Consider the following 20509-nt stretch of genomic DNA (forward strand, 5'->3'; position numbering starts at 1 on the left):
GGGCCGCGAGGCCCTTTTTTGTGTGACTAAACATGCCTTGAACGAAATTTTCACAAACGCTCGAAGACAATTCGCCAGCGTTTTTTTTCGCTGTCACTCCCTGCAATTCATTGCGCCAGAGCCGTTGGTAGGGTGGCGAATACGCCTGCCACTAAGCAATGGCAATGCCTCCAGTGATCGTGCAACATCTGCGCACCGCGTATTCCCCGTCGCCCCGGCGGCAACAAGAGGGCAGAACGCCGCTTCATCCTTGCAACTTAAACTTCCAATGGGTCCTAAAACGACATGGCAAACTCGGATGCCCTGAGCCAGCAGCGATCCCCGAATCGCTTGCTGCAACCGACCGTCAAATCCCATCTGGCCTACACGCTCCTCTGTGCGCTGGTCATGATGGTGATGTTCACCCTGCTGCGCGTTGCGCTGCTGGTCTACAACCGCGAGATGATCCTCGATACGCCGGCCTCGACCTTCCTCGAGGCATTTGCCAATGGCCTGCGTTTCGACCTGCGACTGGTGGCCTACATCAGTGCGCCGCTGGTGCTGGCGCTGTTCAGTGCCCGGGCCATGGCTGCCCGTGGGCTGCTGCGCTTCTGGCTGACGCTGACCTCCAGCATCGCGCTGTTCCTCGGCCTGATGGAGATGGACTTCTATCGCGAGTTCCACCAACGCCTCAATGGCCTGGTGTTCCAGTACGTCAAGGAAGACCCGAAGACCGTGATGAGCATGCTCTGGTACGGCTTCCCGGTGGTGCGCTATCTCTTGGCCTGGGTCGTGGGCACCTGGATCCTGAGCCTGGCATTCAAGGGGGCCGATCGTGCCACCCGGCCCCGTGGGCCATTCACCGGCGGCAGCGTCGGGGCACGCCAGATCGCGCCCTGGTACGCGCGCCTGGCGGTGTTCGTGGTCTGCCTGGTGATTTGCGTGGTGGCCATTCGTGGCACCCTGCGCCAGGGACCGCCGATGCGCTGGGGTGACGTTTACACCACCGATTCCAACTTCGCCAACCAGCTGGGCCTCAACGGTACCCTGTCGCTGATCGAGGCGGCCAAGAGCCGGATGGGCGAGGATCGCAGCAATATCTGGAAGGCCACCTTGCCCCAGCCCGAGGCGCAGCAAGTGGTGCGCGACCTGCTGCTGATGCCGGACGACAAGCTGGTGGATGGCGATATCGCCGCGGTACGCCGTGACTACATGCCCCCGGCCGACAAGACCCTGCCGATCAAGAACGTGGTCGTGATCCTCATGGAGAGCATGGCCGGTCACTCGGTGGGCGCCCTGGGCGGCCCGGGTAACATCACTCCGTACCTGGACAAGCTGTCCCAGGAAGGCCTGTTGTTCGACCGCTTCTTCTCCAATGGCACCCATACCCACCAGGGCATGTTCGCCACCATGGCCTGCTTCCCCAACCTGCCGGGCTTCGAATACCTGATGCAGACCCCGGAAGGCAGCCACAAGCTGTCCGGCCTGCCGCAAGTATTGAGTGCGCGCAAGTATGACGATGTCTACGTCTACAACGGCGACTTCGCCTGGGACAACCAGTCGGGCTTCTTCAGCAACCAGGGCATGACCAACTTCGTCGGTCGCAACGACTTCGTCGATCCGGTGTTCTCCGATCCGACCTGGGGCGTGTCCGACCAAGATATGTTCGACCGTGGCCTGCAGGAGCTGAAGGCGCGGGAAAACGGCAAGCCGTTCTATGCCTTGCTGCAGACCCTGTCCAACCACACCCCGTACGCCTTGCCGACGCCACTGCCGGTGGAGAAAGTGACCGATCGTGGCAGCCTCAATGAACACCTGACGGCCATGCGCTACGCCGACTGGGCCCTGGGCCAGTTCTTCGAGAAGGCGCGCAAGGAGCCGTACTTCAAGCAAACCCTGTTCGTGATCGTGGGCGACCATGGTTTCGGCAACGAGCGCCAGATCACCGAAATGGACCTGGGTCGCTTCAACGTGCCGATGCTGATGATCGCCCCGGGTATCCAGGAGAAGTTCGGCCAGCGCAACCACACCGTGGGTACCCAGGTCGATATCGTGCCGACCATCATGGGGCGTCTGGGTGGCCAGGTGCGCCACCAGTGCTGGGGACGTGACCTGCTCAACCTGCCGGAAGGCGATACCGGCTTCGGCGTGATCAAGCCTTCGGGCAGCGAGCAGACCACGGCCATCGTGACGGCCGGACAGATCCTGGTGCTGCCGCGGGAGAAGGAAATGGCGCCGCGGATGTACCAGTACGAGCTGGGCGCCAATCCTCACGCGGAAATCGTCCCGGATGCCCCGCGGACCGACGAGTTGAAGCACAAGCTCGAAGCTTTCCTGCAAACCGCGACCAAGAGCCTGCTGGATAACACCGCAGGCGTGGTCAACGGCAAGCCGGACTGATCGCCATGGCACCCGGCCGGCTCGCCTTCGAGCGCCGGCCGGGTTGGCCAGGTCACCATGCACCCCTCTTGCAGGGGTGTTTTTTTGCCCGGCCCGAAGCTGCCGGAGCGCTTGTGCCCTAGATCCTGCCGAGCAACAGCAACACCAGCAACACGACCAGCACCACGCCAATCACCCCCGAAGGGCCGTAGCCCCAGCTTCTGGAGTGGGGGAAGACCGGCAGGCCGCCAATCAGCAGCAGGATCAGGATGATGATCAGGATGGTGCCCATAGCGATGTCCTTTTAGGAAGTATTTGTCGAACGGCGAATGTTGCGTACCTGTCTTGCTCGCAACATGGGCCGCTTACTGTTTCGGACTCGTTGCCGGTGCACAAGATTCAAAGTTTTTCGCCGGCCAGCGCCGTCGCTCCCAAGGGCCGAACCGAGGCACGGGTTTGCCCGCGCCATTCAGCACCCTGATGGTGCATGGGGCGTGCCGGGGCCTTCGCTACACTGCGCTCATCTTTCCAGGACCTACAAGGCAACTGTTATGCACAATCGCATGATGATCACCGGCGCCGGCTCCGGCCTGGGGCGCGAAATCGCTTTGCGCTGGGCGCGCGAGGGCTGGCGGCTGGCCTTGTCCGATGTCAACGAGGCAGGTTTGCAAGAGACCCTGAAGCTGGTTCGCCAAGCCGGTGGCGATGGTTTCGTGCAGCGCTGCGATGTGCGCGACTACAGCCAACTGACCGCGTTCGCCCAGGCCTGCGAGCTCAAGTTCGGTGGCATCGATATCATCGTCAACAACGCCGGCGTGGCTTCCGGCGGCTTCTTCAGCGAGCTGTCCCTGGAGGACTGGGACTGGCAGATCGCGATCAACCTGATGGGCGTGGTCAAGGGCTGCAAGGCCTTCCTGCCGCTGCTGGAGCAGAGCAAGGGCAAGATCATCAACATCGCCTCCATGGCCGCGCTGATGCAGGGGCCGGCGATGAGCAACTACAACGTGGCCAAGGCTGGCGTGGTGGCGCTTTCGGAAAGCCTGCTGGTCGAGCTGGCGCAGCAGGAGATCGCCGTGCACGTGGTCTGCCCGTCGTTCTTCCAGACCAACCTGCTGGACTCCTTCCGTGGCCCGACCCCGGCCATGAAGGCCCAGGTGGGCAAGCTGCTGGAGAGCTCGCCAATCAGCGCGGTCGAGATCGCCGACTACATCCACCAGCAGGTGCAGGCCGGCCAGTTCATGATCCTGCCCCATGAGCAGGGGCGCCTGGCCTGGACCCTGAAGCAGCACAATCCCCAGGCGCTGTACGCCGAAATGACCCAGATGGCCGAGAAGATGCGCGCCAAGGTCAAGCAAGGCGCCAACTGAACTTGCCCGTCGGCCTGGGCCTGGTTAGGGTTGCCGGCATCTGGCAATCCTGACGAGACCTTGCATGCTCAACTACCTGTGGTTCTTTTTCGCCGCGCTGTTCGAAATCTTCGGCTGCTATGCCTTCTGGATGTGGTTGCGCCAGGGCAAGAGCGCCCTGTGGGTCATCCCCGCGCTGGTCAGCCTGACCCTGTTCGCCCTGTTGTTGACCAAGGTCGAGGCGGTTTACGCCGGGCGCGCCTATGCCGCCTATGGAGGCATCTACATCGTCGCGTCGATTGGCTGGCTGGCGGTGGTGGAGCGGGTCCGTCCCCTGGGGTCGGATTGGCTGGGGCTGGCGCTGTGCGTGATTGGCGCCAGCGTGATCCTGTTCGGGCCGCGCTTGAGCGCCTCTTGAAAAAATGCCCGGGGCAGGCCCGGGCGTCGTGTTCAGTCGAACAACTCCTTGGGTACATCGTGCTTGAGCATCAGTTGGCACTGCTCGCTGTCGGGGTCGAAGACGATCACCGCCTGACCCTTGCCCAGGGCTTGGCGGACCCGCAGGACCCGGGTTTCCAGCGGGGTTTCATCGCCGTTGTCGGTGCCCTCGCGGGTGACGAAGTCTTCGATCAGGCGGGTCAGGGTGTCGACTTCAAGGCGGTCGTGGGGAATCAGCATGGGGGCCTCCGGCAAACAATCCCGGATGCTACTGCGCCAGGCCGGTACCCGCCAACCACGATCTGCACGAACCTGCCCGTCATGTTCAGGAGCGATTGCCCACCAGGCTGTCCACCGAAGGCACCCGGGTCTCGCTTTCCATCTGCGCATCATGCTCGAGCTGGTGGCTGAAGCGGTCCAGGGAGCCTTGGGCCGGTAGGGCGTCGCTGGCGAATACCGGTGGGCTGAGGATGTAGGCGCTCAGCAGCCGGGCCAGTGCGGCCAGGCTGTCGATATGGGTCCGTTCGTAGCCATGGGTGGCGTCGCAACCGAAGGCCAGCAGCGCGGTACGGATATCGTGGCCGGCGGTGACCGCCGAATGGGCATCGCTGAAGTAGTAGCGAAACAGGTCGCGCCGTACCGGCAACTCATGCTCCCCGGCCAGGCGCAGCAGGTGCCGGGACAGATGGTAGTCGTAGGGCCCGGCGGAGTCCTGCATGGCCACGCTGACCGCGTGCTCGCTGGAGTGCTGGCCCGGAGCGACCGGGGCGATGTCGATGCCGACAAACTCACTGACGTCCCAGGGCAGGGCTGCGGCGGCGCCGCTACCGGTTTCCTCGGTGATGGTGAACAGCGGGTGGCAGTCGATCGACAAGGGTTCGCCGCTGTCGACGATGGCCTTGAGGGCGGCCAGCAGGGCCGCGACCCCGGCCTTGTCATCCAGGTGCCGGGCGCTGATATGGCCGCTTTCGGTGAACTCCGGCAGGGGGTCGAATGCGACGAAATCCCCCACGCCGATGCCCAGTGATTCGCAGTCGGCACGGGTGGTGCAATAGGCGTCCAGGCGCAGCTCGATGTGGTCCCAACTGATGGGCAACTCGTCCACCGCGGTGTTGAAGGCATGCCCGGAGGCCATCAACGGCAGCACGCTGCCGCGCAGCACGCCGTTGTCGGTGAACAGGCTGACCCGGCTGCCCTCGGCGAAGCGGCTGGACCAGCAGCCCACCGGCGCCAGGGTCAGGCGGCCGTTGTCCTTCACCGCGCGGACGCTGGCGCCGATGGTGTCCAGGTGTGCCGAGACGGCCCGGTCGGGGCTGTTCTTCTGGCCCTTGAGGGTGGCGCGGATAGTGCCGCGCCGGGTCAGTTCGAAGGGAATGCCCAATTCTTCCAGGCGCTCGGCGACATAGCGCACGATGGTGTCGGTGAAACCGGTGGGGCTGGGAATGGCGAGCATTTCCAGGAGGACCTTCTGCAGGTAGGCGAGGTCCGGTTCGGCGATCTTGCGGGTCATGGAAACTCCTGATGAAAAAACGCCCAGCGATGGCTTCGTCCAAGACCTGCGGCATTCACTGGCGCCGCAGGCCCCAGGGGCTCAGGGGGTTGGTTGACTGAGGGGGAACAGCAGGTCGACAAAACGCTCGGCCGTCGGTTGCGGTTCGTGGTTGGCCAGCCCGGCACGCTCGTTGGCTTCGATGAACACGTATTCGGGCTGGTCCGCCGCCGGCACCAGCAGGTCCAGGCCGACCACCGGGATATCCAGGGCCCGGGCCGCGCGCACCGCGGCATCGGCCAGCTGCGGATGGAGGATGTCGGTGACGTCTTCCAGGGTGCCGCCGGTGTGCAGGTTGGCGGTACGCCGCACGCATAGCAGCTCGCCGGGCTCCAGCACGCTGTTGTAGTCGTAGCCGGCGGCATGCAGGGTGCGCTGGGTCTCGTGGTCCAGGGGGATGCGACTCTCGCCACCGGTGGCCGCTTGGCGCCGGCGGCTGCGGGCTTCGATCAACGCACCGATGGAGTGCTGACCATCGCCGATGATTTGTGCAGGGCGGCGGATGGCCGCGGCCACCACTTCGAAACCGATCACCAGGATGCGCAGGTCCAGGCCCTCGTGGAAGCTTTCCAGCAGGACCCGACTGTCGAACTTGCGAGCCTGGTCGATGGCCTGCTGCACCTCCTCGATACTGCGCAGGTCCACCGCTACCCCCTGGCCCTGCTCGCCGTCCAGGGGCTTGACCACCACCCGTCGATGCTCGTCGAGGAACTCCAGGTTGTCGTCGGCGTTACCCGCCAGGCGCTGGGCCGGCAGGTTCAGCCCGGCGCCCTTGAGCACCTTGTGGGTCAGGCTCTTGTCCTGGCACAGGCTCATGCTGATGGCGCTGGTCAGGTCGCTCAGGGATTCCCGGCAGCGCACCCGGCGCCCGCCGTGGCTGAGGGTGAACAGGCCGGCCGTGGCGTCGTCGACCTGGACGTCGATACCCCGGCGATGGGCTTCCTCGACGATGATCCGGGCATAGGGATTGAACTGCGCCTGGGGGCCGGGGCCAAGGAACAACGGCTGGTTGATGCCGTTCTTGCGCTTGATGGCGAAGGTCGAGAGGGTGCGAAAGCCCAGCTTGGCGTAGAGGTTCTTGGCCTGGCGGTTGTCGTGCAGCACCGACAGGTCGAGGTGGCTCAGGCCACGGCTCATGAAGTGTTCGATCAGGTGGCGCACCAACACCTCGCCAACGCCCGGTCGGCTGCAGTCCGGGTCCACGGCCAGGCACCACAGGCTGCTGCCGTGTTCCGGGTCCTGGTAGGCCTTGTAATGGTCCAGGCCCATGACGCTGCCGATCAGCGCGCCGCTGTCCTCGTCCTCGGCCAGCCAGTAGACCGGCCCGCCCTGGTGGCGTGGGGTCAGCAGCTCTGGATCGATGGGCAGCATGCCCCGGGCCAGGTACAGCTGGTTGATGGCTTGCCAGTCGGCGGCGCTTTGCGCACGCCGGATACGAAAGCCACGGAATACCCGGGTGGCCTGGCGGTAGTCGCTGAACCACAGGCGCAGGGTGTCGGAGGGGTCGAGGAACAGTTGCGCCGGCTCCAGCCCCAGCACCTGCTGGGGCGCGGCTACATACAGCGCGATGTCCCGCTCGCCGGGACGCTCGTTGAGCAGTTCCTCGGCCAGCCGGGCGGCGTCGGGGAAGGTATGGCCGATCAGCAGGCGGCCCCAACCGCAGTGCACGGCAACCGGGTCGTTGCCTGGCTCGCTGCCGTCTTCGGCAAAACGCGCCTGCAAGCGTTCGTAGGAGGGGGCCTGGCCCCGCAGAAGGCGTTGGCTGTAGGCCGTAGCATGGGCTTTCATCGGTCAGATTCCTTGTTCACTGAGCCACAGGTTCAACGCCGCCAGTTGCCACAGCTTGGAGCCGCGCAACGGCGTCAGCTGGCCCTGGGGATCGGTCAGCAGGCGGTCGAGCATCGTCGGATTGAACAGGCCGCGGTCCTGGCTCGGGTCCAGCAGCAGTTCGCGGACCCAATCCAGGGTCTTGCCCTCCAGGTGCTTGAGCCCCGGTACCGGGAAGTAGCCTTTCTTGCGATCGATGACCTCGCTGGGAATCACCAGCCGAGCGGCCTCCTTGAGTATCTGCTTGCCTCCATCGGGCAGCTTGAAGCGCGCGGGGACCCGGGCCGAGAGTTCCACCAGGCGGTAGTCGAGGAATGGCGTGCGGGCCTCCAGGCCCCAGGCCATGGTCATGTTGTCCACGCGCTTGACCGGGTCGTCCACCAGCATCACCGTGCTGTCCAGGCGCAGGGCCTTGTCCACGGCGGCCTCGGCCCCGGGCCGGGCAAAATGCTCGCGGACGAAATCACCGGCGGCATCGTTGGCCGTCAGCCACTGCGGTTGCACGGTGGCGGCATAGTCGTCGTAGCTGCGGTCGAAGAAGGCCGCGCGATAGGCGCCATAGGGATCATCGGCGCCGTCCACCTGCGGATACCAGTGGTAGCCGGCGAACAACTCGTCGGCCCCCTGGCCGCTCTGCACCACCTTGCAGTGCTTGGCCACTTCCCGGGACAGCAAATAGAAGGCGATGCAGTCGTGGCTGACCATCGGCTCGCTCATGGCGCGAAACGCAGCGGGCAACTGCTCGATGATCTCGTGCTCGGCGATGCGCAGTTGGTGATGGCGGGTGCCGTAGTGCCGGGCGATCAGGTCGGAATACTGGAACTCGTCGCCCCGTTCGCCGCCGGCATCCTGGAAACCGATGGAGAAGGTCGACAACTCGTCCACCCCGACTTCACGCAGCAGCCCCACCAGCAGACTCGAGTCGACGCCGCCAGACAGCAGCACGCCGACGTCCACCGCTGCACGTTGGCGGATGGCTACCGCTTCACGGGTGCTGTCCAGCACCCGGTCGCGCCAATCTTCCAGGGTCAACCGGGTTTCATCGGCGGCCGGGCCGTAGGCCAGGGTCCACCAGGTCTGCTGCTCGCTGCGGCCATCGGCCTCGATGCGCATCCAGGTAGCTGGCGGCAGTTTCTCGATGCCCGCCAGCAACGTCCTGGGGGCCGGGACCACGGCATGGAAGTTCAGGTAGTGGTTGAGGGCGACCGGATCGAGCAGCGGATCGATGTCGCCGCCCTTGAGCAGTGCCGGCAGGGTCGAGGCGAAACGCAGGCGCTGGCCGGTGCGCGACAGGTACAGGGGCTTGACCCCCAGGCGATCGCGGGCCAGGAACAGGCGCTTGCTGTCGCGCTCCCAGATGGCGAAGGCGAACATGCCGTTGAGCTTGGGCAGCAGCTCGGCGCCCCAGGCGTGGTAGCCCTTGAGCAGCACTTCGGTATCGCCCCCGGAATGAAAGGCATAACCCTTGGCTTCCAGTTCGGCGCGCAGCTCGGGGTAGTTGTAGATCGCGCCGTTGAAGGCCAGGGACAGGCCCAGCTGGTTGTCGACCATGGGCTGCGCCGAGCCGTCCGACAGGTCCATGATCTTCAGGCGCCGATGGCCCAGGGCGATCGGTCCCTGGCTGTGGAAGCCCCAGGCGTCGGGGCCGCGGGGGGCGAGGTGGTGGGTGATGCGTTCAACTGCCGCAAGGTCGGCAGGTTGGTGATCGAAACGTAGTTCTCCAGCTAATCCGCACATAAGTCCTTACCGGTTTTTTCCGTTGGGGAAGAGTCAATCCGTCGCCGCCAAAATGACGGCTACCAGGAAACTGACCTGTGCATAACTCGGGAGTTTTAGATCGATGGGTTATAATCAGCGGCTTCTGCTCAACCCCAGGGAAAAATCACTGGTGGTGGCATGATCAAGCAACTGATGAGATTCGGTTTTCGGTCAAGCAACGCATTAGTCGGGGTTGGGCGAGTTGTTCTGAGACGAGTCTCGGTTACGATTCTGGCCTGGGCGGAATGTGTTCATAGTCAGGCTAGTGCCGCTATTTATGACCATGCTGAATGCAGAGTTAAGCAGCACCTACGAGCGTGATCAGCCAGTTGGGACCAGGACCGGCACGTTCGCGAGAATGTTCAACCTATCGGTGACCTATGGCCCTGGAGTTTCATCAGTCGGGGTAGCTTGTGTCGAATCGATGATAAAGCAGCTATTTGTTAACTGAATTGGTGAATGAATGAGTTCAAAAGTTGGAATCAAACATATTCCGGCGCTAGATGGTGTGCGTGGGGTGGCTATCCTTCTCGTTATGTTTTTTCATTTGAAGATCCCAGGTTTTTCGCTCGGTTGGTCTGGGGTCCCTCTTTTTTTTGTGCTGTCTGGCTTTCTGATTACGAGGATCTTGATCAATAGTCGTGATGTAAGCCTTTTAGAGTACTTGCGTGTGTTCTATCTTAAGCGCACATTGCGAATATTTCCTTTGTTCTATGCTTATATTTTCATTAACTTTATCTTTCTGTTAGTACTTAGTCGTCCAACTGAAGGGTATGCGTGGTACCTGGTGTATTTACAGAATTATCAAATTGGCAGACAACTTTTTGAAGCAGGTAATATTCCGGGAGTGGTGGCTCATACATGGTCGCTTGCCGTGGAAGAGCAGTTTTACCTGATATGGCCATTTGTCATTTATTTTGTCGGACGTAGGAGCCTTGCCTGGCTCTGTGCTCTTTTGATCGTGGTTGCACCCATTTCCAGGTATTTGATCGTTGCCATGTTCGACAATGTATACATGGCAAACGTAACACTGCTCAGTTGCCTGGACATGATGGCCTACGGTGCGCTCATCGCCTTTTTCAACATCGGTCATTTTGGTGCGCGAATCGTGTATTCTCTTTTTGTCGTCGGCTGTGCCCTGTTGATGTATTCCATAAGTAAACTAGGGCTCGAAGCCTTCTGGAATCCACAGGACTGGGTGCGTTGCGCACCATACATGTTTACCGCACTTGCTTTTGTTTTCGGGCTACCGGTTTGGCTTCTCGCCAATGGCAAGGGAAAGTTGCTTGCCAAGCTCATGGAGTTTCGGGTTTTTGCGTTTACCGGGAAAATCAGCTACGGCTTGTACGTCTGGCACTTTGTCTTGTTCATTGTCATGGAGAAGGCAGCGTTGAAGTATCCCGGCATCCTATCCTATCCGGTCATGGTGCTATGCTCGTTGATACTGGCTTACATTGTTTCAATAGCCTCTTATTACCTGTTTGAAGTTCATTTTCTACGGCTTAAAGACAAATTTTCTCAACCAGCAACAGTGTCCAGCTTGCCCGATGCGGCCCGCTAGTTCCGCAAGGGGAGCCGCTGGCGGCAGCGGCCCCGCGGATTGGCTCAGGCCTTGCCGCGAATCAGCCGGCGCAGGGCGAAGCGGTTCGGATGGCAGGCCTCGGCCACGCTCCTGGGCAGTGGCAGGGGTTCGTCTTCCAGCCAAGCGGCCAGCAGTTCCCCGGATAACGGTGCGGTGATCAAGCCGCGCGAGCCATGGCCGCTATTGATGTACAAGCCTTCGAGCCAGGGGCAGGGCAGGTCCGGTACTTGGCGGGCGTCCTTGCCCAGGGCGGCATAGGTGCATGCGAAGGCAGCGCGGTCCGCCAGCGGGCCGACGATGGGCAGGTAGTCCGGGCTGGTGCAGCGAAAGGCCGCACGGCCTTGCAGCTCTTCCAGCGGCAGGTGCTCGGCGTCCAGGCGTTGCAGCAGATCGTTGGAGATCTCCCGCAGCATCTCCAGGTTGCCCGCATGCTCGGCGGTGGTCGGGGCCAGGTCCTGGTTGTGGAAGTCGAAGCTGGCGCCCAGGGTGTGTTCCCCCAGCCGGGGCGGGGCGACATAGCCTTCGGCGCAGACCACCGTGGCCAGGGCCTGGCTGCGTGCCGTTTGCGGCAGGCGGGTGATCTGCCCACGGATGCGCTTGAGGGGCAACTCGGCGCTGGCGGGAAACTGCTTGATCTCGGCCGCGCCGGCGAGGATTACCACGGCGGCGCTGGCCAGTAGCTGCTCGCCGTCCCAAGCCTGCCATTGCTGGTCGACCCGGCGCAGTTCCAGCACCTGCCGATGGGCCAGGACCTGGATACCTGCATGCGCGGCTTGCCATTGGCACAGCGCCGGCGGATGGACCCAGCCTCCTTCGGGGAAGAACAATCCGCCGTATTCCAGGCCAATGCCGGCCCGGGCCTGGGCTTGCTCGCGGTCCAGGATGTGCAGCAAGTCTTGGGCAAAGGCCGCGGCCAGTTGCGCCTGGCGTTCGGCTTCCTTGGCGTTGAACGCCAGTTGCAGGACGCCGCAGCCGTCCCAGTCCAGGCCTCGTTGCAGGTGTTCGAGCTGGCGGCGGGTGTAGCCGAAGCCGCTGAGGATCATCTGCGACAACGCCGTGCCGTGGGCCGACAACTTGAGGTAGAGCACGCCCTGGGGATTGCCCGAGGCTTCCTGGGCCAGTTGCCCATGGCGTTCGAGCAGTCGTACCTGCCAGCCACGGGCAGCCAGGCTGGCGGCACTGGAGCAGCCAGCCAGGCCGCCGCCGATCACCAGGGCGCTCTTGTCTTGTCGTGGTGGGCGGGCGAACCAGGGCTTGGCTGCGGCCGGAGCGGGAGTTCCTTCGGGCCAGCCGAGGAACTCGCCGCGCAGCACTTCCCATTTGCGGCCGATGCCCGGGGTGCGCTTCATCTTGAAGCCCGCCGCGTTCAACAGGCGCCGCACCCAGCCGGTGCTGGTGAAGGTGCTGATGCTTGCGCCCGGTGCAGCCAGGCGGGCCAGTTCGGCGAACAGCTCGGCGGTCCACATCTCGGGGTTCTTCGCCGGGGCGAAACCGTCGAGGAACCAGGCGTCCACCTGGGCGTCCAGTTGCGGCAGTTGCTCCAGGGCATCGCCGATCAACAGGGTCAGGATGACCCGGCCCTGGTCCAGGACCAGGCGCTGGAAACCACCGTGGATCGCCTGGTACTGCACCAAGAGCGGCTGCGCCAGGTCGGCCAGCTCCGGCCACAGGCCCAGGGCCCGTTGCAGGTCGGCGTGGTTCAGGGGGTACTTTTCGACGCTGACGAAATGCAGGCGCGCGCCGGCGGGCGCTTGTTGCCGGAACAGTTGCCAGGCGCAGAGGAAGTTTAGCCCGGTGCCGAAGCCGGTCTCGCCGATGACGAAGCGCTGGCCGGCGGCCAGGGCGGCGAAGCGTTCCCCCAGGCGGTTCTGTTCGATGAAGACGTGGCGGGTTTCATCCAGTCCCGAGTCGCTGGAGAAATACACATCGTCGAAGACCCGCGAGCGCGGGCGTCCTTGGTCGTCCCAGTCGAGCTGGGCGTAGGGCAGTTCTGCTGTCATGTTCGGCTCATGTGGCGCAAGGCGGCCATTCTAGCCGATCACCGGGTCGGCGCTTGATCCATGGCAAGCCGTTGGCGCTTCTGGATTTGTTTTCCCTGGCCGAGGTCCATCCGCTAGTCTTGGAAAATTCTTGGAAGGGAGCCACCCATGTTCGAATCCGCTGAAATCGGTCACGCCATCGACAAGGAAACCTACGACGCCGAAGTGCCGGCCCTGCGTGAAGCCTTGCTCGAGGCGCAGTTCGAGTTGCGTCAGAAGGCCGGATTCCCGGTGATCGTGCTGATCAATGGCGTGGAAGGGGCGGGCAAGGGCGAGACGGTCAAGCTGCTCAACGAATGGATGGACCCGCGCCTGATCGAGGTGCGCACCTTCGACCAGCAGACCGACGAGGAGCTGTCGCGGCCACCGGCCTGGCGCTATTGGCGCATGCTCCCGGCCAAGGGGCGCATGGGGGTGTTTTTCGGCAACTGGTACAGCCAGATGCTCCAGGGGCGGGTGCATGGGCAGATCAAGGACCCGCGCCTGGACCAGGCGATCAATGCTGCCGAGCGCCTGGAGAAGATGCTTTGCGATGAGGGCGCGCTGATCTTCAAGTTCTGGTTCCACCTGTCCAAGAAGCAGATGAAGGCCCGGCTCAAGGCCCTGCAGGACGATCCGCTGCACAGCTGGCGCATCAGCCCGCTGGACTGGCAGCAATCGGAGACCTACGACAAGTTCGTCAAGTACGGCGAGCGAGTGTTGCGCCGCACCAGCCGCGACTACGCGCCCTGGCATGTGATCGAAGGCGTGGACCCGCATTACCGCAGCCTTACCGTGGGCCGAATCCTGCTCGAGGGCTTGCAGAGCGCCCTGGCTCGCAAGCCGCTCAAGCCGGCCCAGGTCAACGCCGCGCCGTTGCCGCCGGCGGTGGACCAGCTGAGCCTGCTGGACAGCCTGGACATGACCCAGCACCTGGACAAGGACGACTACGAGGAGCAACTGATCACCGAGCAGGCGCGCCTGGCCGGCCTGTTGCGTGACAAGCGCATGCGCAAGCACGCCCTGGTGGCGGTGTTCGAGGGCAACGATGCGGCGGGCAAGGGCGGCGCCATCCGCCGGGTGGCGGCGGCGCTGGACCCACGCCAATACAGCATCGTGCCGATCGCCGCGCCGTCCGAAGACGAGCGCGCGCAGCCCTACCTCTGGCGTTTCTGGCGGCAGATCCCGGCCCGGGGCAAGTTCACCATCTTCGACCGTTCCTGGTACGGCCGGGTGCTGGTGGAGCGGGTCGAGGGCTTCTGTAGCCCGGCCGACTGGCTGCGGGCCTACAGCGAGATCAACGACTTCGAGGAGCAGTTGGCCGATGCCCGGGTGATCGTGGTGAAGTTCTGGCTGGCCATCGACAAGGACACCCAGCTGGAGCGTTTCCAGGAGCGCGAAGAGATCCCCTTCAAACGCTTCAAGATCACCGAGGACGACTGGCGCAACCGCGACAAGTGGGACGACTACCGTACTGCGGTGGGCGACATGGTCGACCGTACCAGTACCGAAGTGGCGCCCTGGACCCTGGTGGAGGCCAACGACAAGCGCTGGGCCCGGGTCAAGGTCCTGCGCACCATCAACCGGACCCTGGAAGAGGCGTTCGAGCGCAGCGACCGGCACGACAAGAAACACAAGAAGTAGGCCGATGGCCACGCATACGGCCAATGAATGATCGTCGCGGCCGGTTGGCCGCGGATCTATGCTCGACGCTCTTGAGCTGGCAACAACAAGGAGAGCGTCATGCGTGAAGTGGTGATAGTCGACAGCGTGCGGACTGGCCTGGCCAAGTCCTTTCGCGGCAAGTTCAACCAGACCCGTCCGGACGACATGGCCGCCCATTGTGTCAATGCGCTGCTGGCGCGCACTGGCATCGACCCGGCCAGCGTCGAGGATTGCATCGTCGGCGCCGGCTCCAACGAAGGGGCCCAGGGCTACAACATCGGGCGCAACGTCGCCGTGCTTTCGGCCCTGGGCACCGGCACCGCGGGCATGACCCTCAACCGTTTCTGCTCTTCGGGGTTGCAGGCGATCGCCATCGCCGCCAACCAGATCGCCTCCGGCTGCAGCGACATCATCGTCGCCGGCGGGGTGGAGTCCATCAGCCTGACCATGAAGAGCGTCAATACCGACAACCTGATCAACCCGTTGCTCAAGGAACAGGTGCCGGGCATCTATTTCCCCATGGGCCAGACCGCCGAGGTGGTGGCCCGGCGCTACAAGGTCAGTCGCGAGAGCCAGGACCTTTACGCCCTGCAGAGCCAGCAGCGCACTGCCCAGGCCCAGGCCGCCGGCCTGTTCGACGACGAGATCGTGCCGATGGCGGTCAAGTACAGGGTCGAGGACAAGAACACCGGGCAGGTGCAGATCCTCGATGGCGTGGTGGATCGCGACGACTGCAACCGCCCGGACACTACCCTGGAGAACCTGGCGGCGCTCAAGCCGGTGTTCGCCGAGGATGGTTCGGTGACCGCTGGCAACTCCTCGCAGCTCTCCGATGGGGCTTCGATGACCCTGGTGATGAGCCTGGAGCGGGCACTGGCCCTGGGACTCAAGCCCAAGGCGTTTTTCCGTGGCTTCACCGTGGCCGGCTGCGAGCCGGACGAAATGGGCATCGGCCCGGTGTTCTCGGTGCCCAAGCTGCTCAAGGCCAAGGGCCTGAGCATCGCCGACATCGACCTGTGGGAACTCAACGAGGCCTTCGCGTCCCAGTGCTTGTATGCCCGCGAGCGCCTGGAAATCGACAACGCCCGCTACAACGTCAATGGCGGCTCGATCGCCATCGGCCACCCCTATGGCATGACCGGCTCGCGCCAGGTCGGACACCTGGTGCGCGAGCTGCAGCGGCGCAACTTGCGCTACGGCATCGTCACCATGTGCGTGGGCGGCGGCATGGGCGCCACCGGGCTGTTCGAGGCCGTGCGCTAGGCCTGTTGCCGCTATACCAGCCGGCTCCGATGGGGCCGGCTTGCGTGTTTGCGACCTGGACTGTCCTGTTTGCGCGCGGTCGTTCACGGCCGCTGTGTCGCCCCGGGCTGCGGCCCTAGAATGTGCCCGTCGCTGGCAGGTTTTGTGGGGGTGGCATGCATGTTTCATCCGGTCGTTGGGCCTATGGCCTGTTCCTCGCATTGGTGACCGCGGTGCTCTGGGGCATCCTGCCCATCAAGCTCAAGCAAGTGCTGCAAGCGATGGATCCGGTCACCGTGACCTGGTTCCGCCTGCTGGTGTCCGGCGGGTGCCTGCTGGTCTACCTGGCGGCGGTGCGACGCCTGCCCGACTGGCGTCGGCTCGGGCCGCGGGGCGCCTGGCTGGTGCCGCTTGCGGTGGGTGGCCTGGTGGGCAACTACGTGCTGTACCTGATGGGCCTGAACCTGTTGAGCCCGGGCACCGCGCAACTGGTGGTGCAGATGGGGCCGATCCTGTTGCTGGTCGCCAGTGTGCTGGTGTTCAAGGAGCGCTTCAGCCTGGGGCAGGGCCTGGGCCTGCTGGTGTTGCTGGTGGGGTTCGGGTTGTTCTTCAACCAGCGCCTGGCCGAGTTGCTGACGTCCCTGGGCGACTACACCGCTGGCGTGCTCACCGTGCTGGCGGCATCGGCGGTCTGGACCTTCTATGCCCTGGGCCAGAAGCAGTTGTTGAGTGTGTGGAATTCATTGCAGGTGATGATGGTGATCTACCTGTCCTGCGCCTTGCTGCTCATGCCCTGGGTTCATCCGTTGGAGGTTCTGGCGCTGACGCCATTGCAAGGTTGGCTGTTGCTGGCCTGCTGCCTCAATACCCTGGTGGCCTATGGCGCGTTTGCCGAAGCCCTGGCCCATTGGGAGGCATCGCGGGTCAGCGCGACCCTGGCCATCACCCCACTGGTGACCTTCGCCGCCGTGGCCTGGGCGGCCTGGATGTGGCCGGAGTACGTGCACGCGGAACAGATCAACGGCCTGGGTTATGGCGGTGCGTTGCTGGTGGTGCTGGGTTCGGCGCTGACGGCCCTGGGGCCGTCGCTGATCGAGGGGTTGCGGGCACGGCGTCGGCGCGGTGGCGCCAGGTGACGATCACGGGCGGCGGCATGAAACCCGCCGCCCGCTCTGGATGTCAGCCCTGTTTTCCGGCTTCCAGCATGTTTTCCGGGCGGACCCAGGCGTCGAACTGCGCATCGTCCAGGTAACCCAGTGCCAGAGCCGCTTCGCGCAGGGTCAGGTTCTCGGCGTAGGCCTTCTTGGCGATCTCGGCGGCCTTGTCGTAGCCGATATGCGGGTTGAGCGCTGTCACCAGCATCAGGCCGCGCTCCAGGTGGGCGGCCATTTGCACCGGATCGGGCTCCAGGCCCGTGATGCAGTGCTGGTGGAAGTTGCTGCAGCCATCGGCCAGCAGGCGGATCGATTGCAGCAGGTTGTGGATGATCACTGGCTTGAACACGTTCAACTGCAAATGGCCCTGGCTGGCGGCGAAACCGATGGCGGTATCGTTGCCCATGACCTGGCAGGCCAGCATCGACAAGGCTTCGCACTGGGTCGGGTTGACCTTGCCGGGCATGATCGAACTGCCCGGCTCGTTGGCCGGCAGCTTGACCTCCGCCAGGCCGGCCCTCGGCCCCGAGCCCAGCAGGCGCAGGTCGTTGGCGATCTTCATCAGGCACACCGCGAGGGTCTTCAGGGCGCCGGACAGGGCGGTCAGTGGTTCATGGCCGGCCAGGGCGGCGAATTTGTTGGGCGCGGTGACGAACGGCAGGCCGGAGAGGGCGGCGAGCTCGGCGGCGATGGCTTCGCCGAAACCGTGGGGCGAGTTCAGCCCGGTACCCACGGCGGTGCCGCCCTGGGCCAGTTCGCAGACCGCCGGCAGGGCACTGCGGATCGCTCGCTCGGCGTAGCTCAGCTGGGCGATGAAGGCCGAGAGTTCCTGGCCGAAGGTGATCGGCGTGGCATCCATCATGTGGGTGCGTCCGGTCTTCACCAGCTTCATGTGCCGCGCCGACAGCTCGGCCAGGCCACCGGAGAGTTCGGCGATGGCCGGCAGCAGCTGGAATTGCACGGCCTGGGCGGTGGCGATGTGCATGGCGGTGGGAAAGCAGTCGTTGGAGCTCTGGGAACGGTTGACGTGATCGTTGGGGTGCACCGGCGCCTTGCCGCCGCGGGGGTTGCCCGCCAGCTCGTTGGCCCGTCCGGCCAGCACTTCGTTGACGTTCATGTTGCTCTGGGTGCCGCTGCCGGTTTGCCACACCACCAGTGGGAACTGGTCGTCGTGCTCGCCGGCCAACACTTCGTCGGCGGCCTGTTCGATCAGCCGGGTAATATCCGCGGGCAGGTCGCCGTTGCGGTTGTTGACCCGGGCCGCGGCTTTCTTGATCAGCGCCAGGGCGTGCAGGACCGACAGCGGCATGCGTTCGGTACCGATGGCGAAGTTGACCAGCGAGCGTTGGGTCTGAGCGCCCCAGTAGGCTTCCTGCGGGACTTCAACCTGGCCCAGGCTGTCAGTTTCGATTCGATTCATCGTGGCGATCCTCCTAGTCTGACTGGCCAGTTTAGGCCCTGATCCGAGGCTCGGGTTCCCTTGGAGGGATTTATCCCGGCTATTGGCCCGGGCAAAACCGGGTGGGGTTGAGGGACGCGGAGCAATAGGCGCAGAATGGGCGCCCTTGGGGTTCTACCTCGCCTGCTAGAAAAGGAAACTCGATGACCCGTCTTCGTGCCCTCTGTTCCGCGGTTGTTCTGGTCTGTGCCAGCGGCCAGGTTCTTGCCGATACCGCCAGCCACAACGCCAGTGCCGAGGCTTTCCTGACCCTGGCCCATGCGGACAAGCTCGGTACCCCGGTCTACATGCAAGTGCAGCAGATGTTCGCCCAGCGTTTCGAGCAGACCAAGGCTCCGGAATCCAAGCGTGCGCTGCTCGAAACCTACCAGGCCAAGGCCAACGCCGCCCTGGACCAGGCCATCGGCTGGAACAAGCTGAAACCGGACATGGTCAAGCTCTACACCAGCAACTTCAGTGAGTCGGAGCTCAAGGACCTGGTGGCTTTCTACCAGTCGCCACTGGGCAAGAAGGTCCTGGAGAAGATGCCCCAGCTGACCCAGCAATCGGCGCAGATGACCCAGGGCAAGCTGGAAAGCGCAGTGCCGGTGGTGAACAAGCTGCTGGCCGACATGACCGCCGAGCTCGAGCCAAAGGCCGCTCCGGCGAAGAAGAAGTAAGCGGAGCCCGCGATGATCATGCAACAACGGATCGAAACGGCGCTGGCGGGCTTGCAGCCTGCGCACCTGCAAGTGCTGGACGAAAGCCACATGCATAGCCGTGGCCAGGAAACCCACTTCAAGGCGGTGTTGGTCAGCGAGCAGTTCGCCGGCCTCAACAGCGTCAAGCGCCACCAGAAGGTCTACGCCACCCTGGGTGAGCTGATGGGCCAGTTCCATGCCCTGGCGCTGCATACCTACACGCCCCAGGAGTGGGAAACGATCGGCGCGGCCCCGGCCTCGCCGACCTGCGCCGGGGGCCATCCCTAGGCGTCGCGGCTTAGGCCGGCGGCGAGCCCTGGCTGCAGATTCCCGGCTCGGCTGCTTGCTTGCGGCTCGAGACTTGGAGCTTGCCGCCGGCTTCCTGTTACAATCCGCAACGCGCCGCTTAGCCGGCGCGTTTTTTTTGCATCCGGTTCACCCTTTACGAGGGTAGCCACCTGGAGATTACCCATGACTCAACCCATAGTCGTGGCGGCACTGTACAAGTTCGTCACCCTCGAAGATTACGTCAGCCTGCGCGAGCCCCTGCTGCAGGCCATGCTCGATAACGGCATCAAGGGCACCCTGCTGATTGCCGAGGAAGGCATCAATGGCACGGTTTCCGGCAGCCGTGAAGGCATCGACGGCCTGCTGGCCTGGCTCAAGAACGACCCGCGCATGCACGACATCGATCACAAGGAGTCGTACTGCGACGAGCAGCCGTTCTACCGCACCAAGGTCAAGCTGAAGAAGGAAATCGTCACCCTGGGCGTGCCGGGCGTGGACCCGAACAAGCAAGTCGGGACCTACGTCGAGCCCCAGGACTGGAACGCCCTGATCAGCGACCCGGAGGTCCTGCTGATCGACACTCGCAACGACTACGAGGTGTCCATCGGTACCTTCGAAGGCGCCATCGATCCGAAGACCACCACCTTCCGCGAGTTCCCGGACTACATCCGGGCCAACTTCGACCCCAGCAAGCACAAGAAAGTGGCGATGTTCTGCACCGGCGGCATTCGCTGCGAGAAGGCTTCGAGCTACATGCTCAGCGAAGGTTTCGGCGAGGTGTTCCACCTCAAGGGCGGGATCCTCAAGTACCTCGAGGAAGTGCCGCAGCAAGAGAGCAAGTGGCAGGGCGACTGCTTCGTGTTCGACAACCGGGTCACCGTGCGCCACGACCTGAGCGAAGGCGACTACGATCAATGTCATGCCTGCCGGACTCCGGTGAGCGTCGAGGATCGTACCTCCGAGCACTACGTGCCGGGCATCAGTTGCCCCCATTGCTGGGATACGCTGAGCGAGAAGACTCGCCGCAGCGCCATCGACCGGCAGAAACAGATCGAGTTGGCCAAGGCTCGCAACCAGCCGCATCCGATCGGCTACAACTACAAGCAAACATCCTCCGAGGCCTGAGCCATGTCCGCCCGCCTGCT

The 20509-nt window shown here is 63.8% G+C and carries 17 protein-coding genes; 10 read left to right on the top strand and 7 right to left on the bottom strand.

The window, feature by feature from the left end; translation table 11 throughout:
- The first annotated feature begins 285 nt into the window (after nucleotides 1-285).
- On the top strand, nucleotides 286-2379 hold the full coding sequence (locus tag AC3WK8_RS21710; protein ID WP_103325820.1) for an LTA synthase family protein: 2094 nt from the start codon (nucleotides 286-288) through the stop codon (nucleotides 2377-2379).
- A gap of 118 nt (nucleotides 2380-2497) precedes the next feature.
- Here the strand turns inward: AC3WK8_RS21710 and AC3WK8_RS21715 are convergent, their stop codons facing one another.
- Nucleotides 2498-2656, bottom strand: coding sequence for a DUF3309 family protein (locus tag AC3WK8_RS21715; RefSeq protein WP_172681654.1), 159 nt, complete (start codon nucleotides 2654-2656; stop codon nucleotides 2498-2500).
- A 253-nt stretch (nucleotides 2657-2909) separates the two neighbouring features.
- Between AC3WK8_RS21715 and AC3WK8_RS21720 the strand changes: the two genes are divergently transcribed.
- Both AC3WK8_RS21720 and AC3WK8_RS21725 read left to right on the top strand, forming a co-directional pair.
- A complete protein-coding gene (locus tag AC3WK8_RS21720) occupies nucleotides 2910-3725 on the top strand; it encodes an SDR family oxidoreductase (protein ID WP_085596803.1) in 816 nt (271 codons plus the stop codon).
- Nucleotides 3726-3789: 64 nt separating this feature from the next.
- Nucleotides 3790-4122: a YnfA family protein gene (locus tag AC3WK8_RS21725; RefSeq protein WP_053133239.1), complete on the top strand. Its 333-nt coding sequence runs from the start codon at nucleotides 3790-3792 to the stop codon at nucleotides 4120-4122.
- 32 nt (nucleotides 4123-4154) lie between these two features.
- Here AC3WK8_RS21725 and AC3WK8_RS21730 read toward each other — a convergent pair whose 3' ends face one another.
- From AC3WK8_RS21730 to AC3WK8_RS21745, 4 genes are all read right to left on the bottom strand, one after another.
- Entirely contained in the window at nucleotides 4155-4382 is a 228-nt protein-coding gene (locus AC3WK8_RS21730) for a YheU family protein (RefSeq protein ID WP_022640145.1), read from the bottom strand.
- An 85-nt stretch (nucleotides 4383-4467) separates the two neighbouring features.
- The gene (locus tag AC3WK8_RS21735) at nucleotides 4468-5652 is read right to left on the bottom strand and encodes an osmoprotectant NAGGN system M42 family peptidase (protein ID WP_022640144.1); all 1185 of its coding nucleotides are present in this window, start codon (nucleotides 5650-5652) and stop codon (nucleotides 4468-4470) included.
- Between the two features lie 81 nt (nucleotides 5653-5733).
- Entirely contained in the window at nucleotides 5734-7479 is a 1746-nt protein-coding gene (ngg, locus tag AC3WK8_RS21740) for an N-acetylglutaminylglutamine synthetase (protein WP_085596802.1), read from the bottom strand.
- 3 nt (nucleotides 7480-7482) lie between these two features.
- Nucleotides 7483-9255, bottom strand: coding sequence for an N-acetylglutaminylglutamine amidotransferase (locus tag AC3WK8_RS21745; RefSeq protein ID WP_103325821.1), 1773 nt, complete (start codon nucleotides 9253-9255; stop codon nucleotides 7483-7485).
- Between the two features lie 484 nt (nucleotides 9256-9739).
- Between AC3WK8_RS21745 and AC3WK8_RS21750 the strand changes: the two genes are divergently transcribed.
- Nucleotides 9740-10837 carry an acyltransferase family protein gene (locus AC3WK8_RS21750; RefSeq protein ID WP_103325822.1) on the top strand — a complete coding sequence of 366 codons (1098 nt, stop codon included), beginning with the start codon at nucleotides 9740-9742 and terminating at the stop codon, nucleotides 10835-10837.
- Between the two features lie 44 nt (nucleotides 10838-10881).
- Here the strand turns inward: AC3WK8_RS21750 and mnmC are convergent, their stop codons facing one another.
- On the bottom strand, nucleotides 10882-12858 hold the full coding sequence (gene mnmC / locus AC3WK8_RS21755; RefSeq protein WP_103325823.1) for a bifunctional tRNA (5-methylaminomethyl-2-thiouridine)(34)-methyltransferase MnmC2/FAD-dependent 5-carboxymethylaminomethyl-2-thiouridine(34) oxidoreductase MnmC1: 1977 nt from the start codon (nucleotides 12856-12858) through the stop codon (nucleotides 10882-10884).
- A 147-nt stretch (nucleotides 12859-13005) separates the two neighbouring features.
- Between mnmC and pap the strand changes: the two genes are divergently transcribed.
- The 3 genes from pap (at nucleotide 13006) to AC3WK8_RS21770 (ending at nucleotide 16919) form a co-directional block, all read left to right on the top strand.
- Nucleotides 13006-14520, top strand: a complete 1515-nt coding sequence (gene pap, locus AC3WK8_RS21760; protein ID WP_085596798.1) for a polyphosphate:AMP phosphotransferase — start codon at nucleotides 13006-13008, stop codon at nucleotides 14518-14520.
- Between the two features lie 99 nt (nucleotides 14521-14619).
- Nucleotides 14620-15804 carry a thiolase family protein gene (locus AC3WK8_RS21765; RefSeq protein ID WP_085596797.1) on the top strand — a complete coding sequence of 395 codons (1185 nt, stop codon included), beginning with the start codon at nucleotides 14620-14622 and terminating at the stop codon, nucleotides 15802-15804.
- A 155-nt stretch (nucleotides 15805-15959) separates the two neighbouring features.
- A complete protein-coding gene (locus tag AC3WK8_RS21770; protein WP_103325824.1) occupies nucleotides 15960-16919 on the top strand; it encodes a DMT family transporter in 960 nt (319 codons plus the stop codon).
- 43 nt (nucleotides 16920-16962) lie between these two features.
- Here the strand turns inward: AC3WK8_RS21770 and AC3WK8_RS21775 are convergent, their stop codons facing one another.
- On the bottom strand, nucleotides 16963-18357 hold the full coding sequence (locus tag AC3WK8_RS21775; protein WP_085596796.1) for a class II fumarate hydratase: 1395 nt from the start codon (nucleotides 18355-18357) through the stop codon (nucleotides 16963-16965).
- Nucleotides 18358-18539: 182 nt separating this feature from the next.
- Here AC3WK8_RS21775 and AC3WK8_RS21780 point away from each other — a divergent pair, with 182 nt between their 5' ends.
- The 3 genes from AC3WK8_RS21780 to trhO all read left to right on the top strand — a co-directional run bounded on the left by AC3WK8_RS21780 (nucleotide 18540) and on the right by trhO (nucleotide 20489).
- Nucleotides 18540-19055 carry a DUF2059 domain-containing protein gene (locus AC3WK8_RS21780; protein WP_085596795.1) on the top strand — a complete coding sequence of 172 codons (516 nt, stop codon included), beginning with the start codon at nucleotides 18540-18542 and terminating at the stop codon, nucleotides 19053-19055.
- 12 nt (nucleotides 19056-19067) lie between these two features.
- Entirely contained in the window at nucleotides 19068-19364 is a 297-nt protein-coding gene (locus AC3WK8_RS21785; protein ID WP_085596794.1) for a BolA family protein, read from the top strand.
- Nucleotides 19365-19547: 183 nt separating this feature from the next.
- Nucleotides 19548-20489: an oxygen-dependent tRNA uridine(34) hydroxylase TrhO gene (gene trhO, locus AC3WK8_RS21790; protein ID WP_053133227.1), complete on the top strand. Its 942-nt coding sequence runs from the start codon at nucleotides 19548-19550 to the stop codon at nucleotides 20487-20489.
- The last annotated feature ends 20 nt before the right edge of the window (nucleotides 20490-20509 follow it).

This window comes from Pseudomonas sp. FW507-12TSA, from assembly GCF_058781435.1.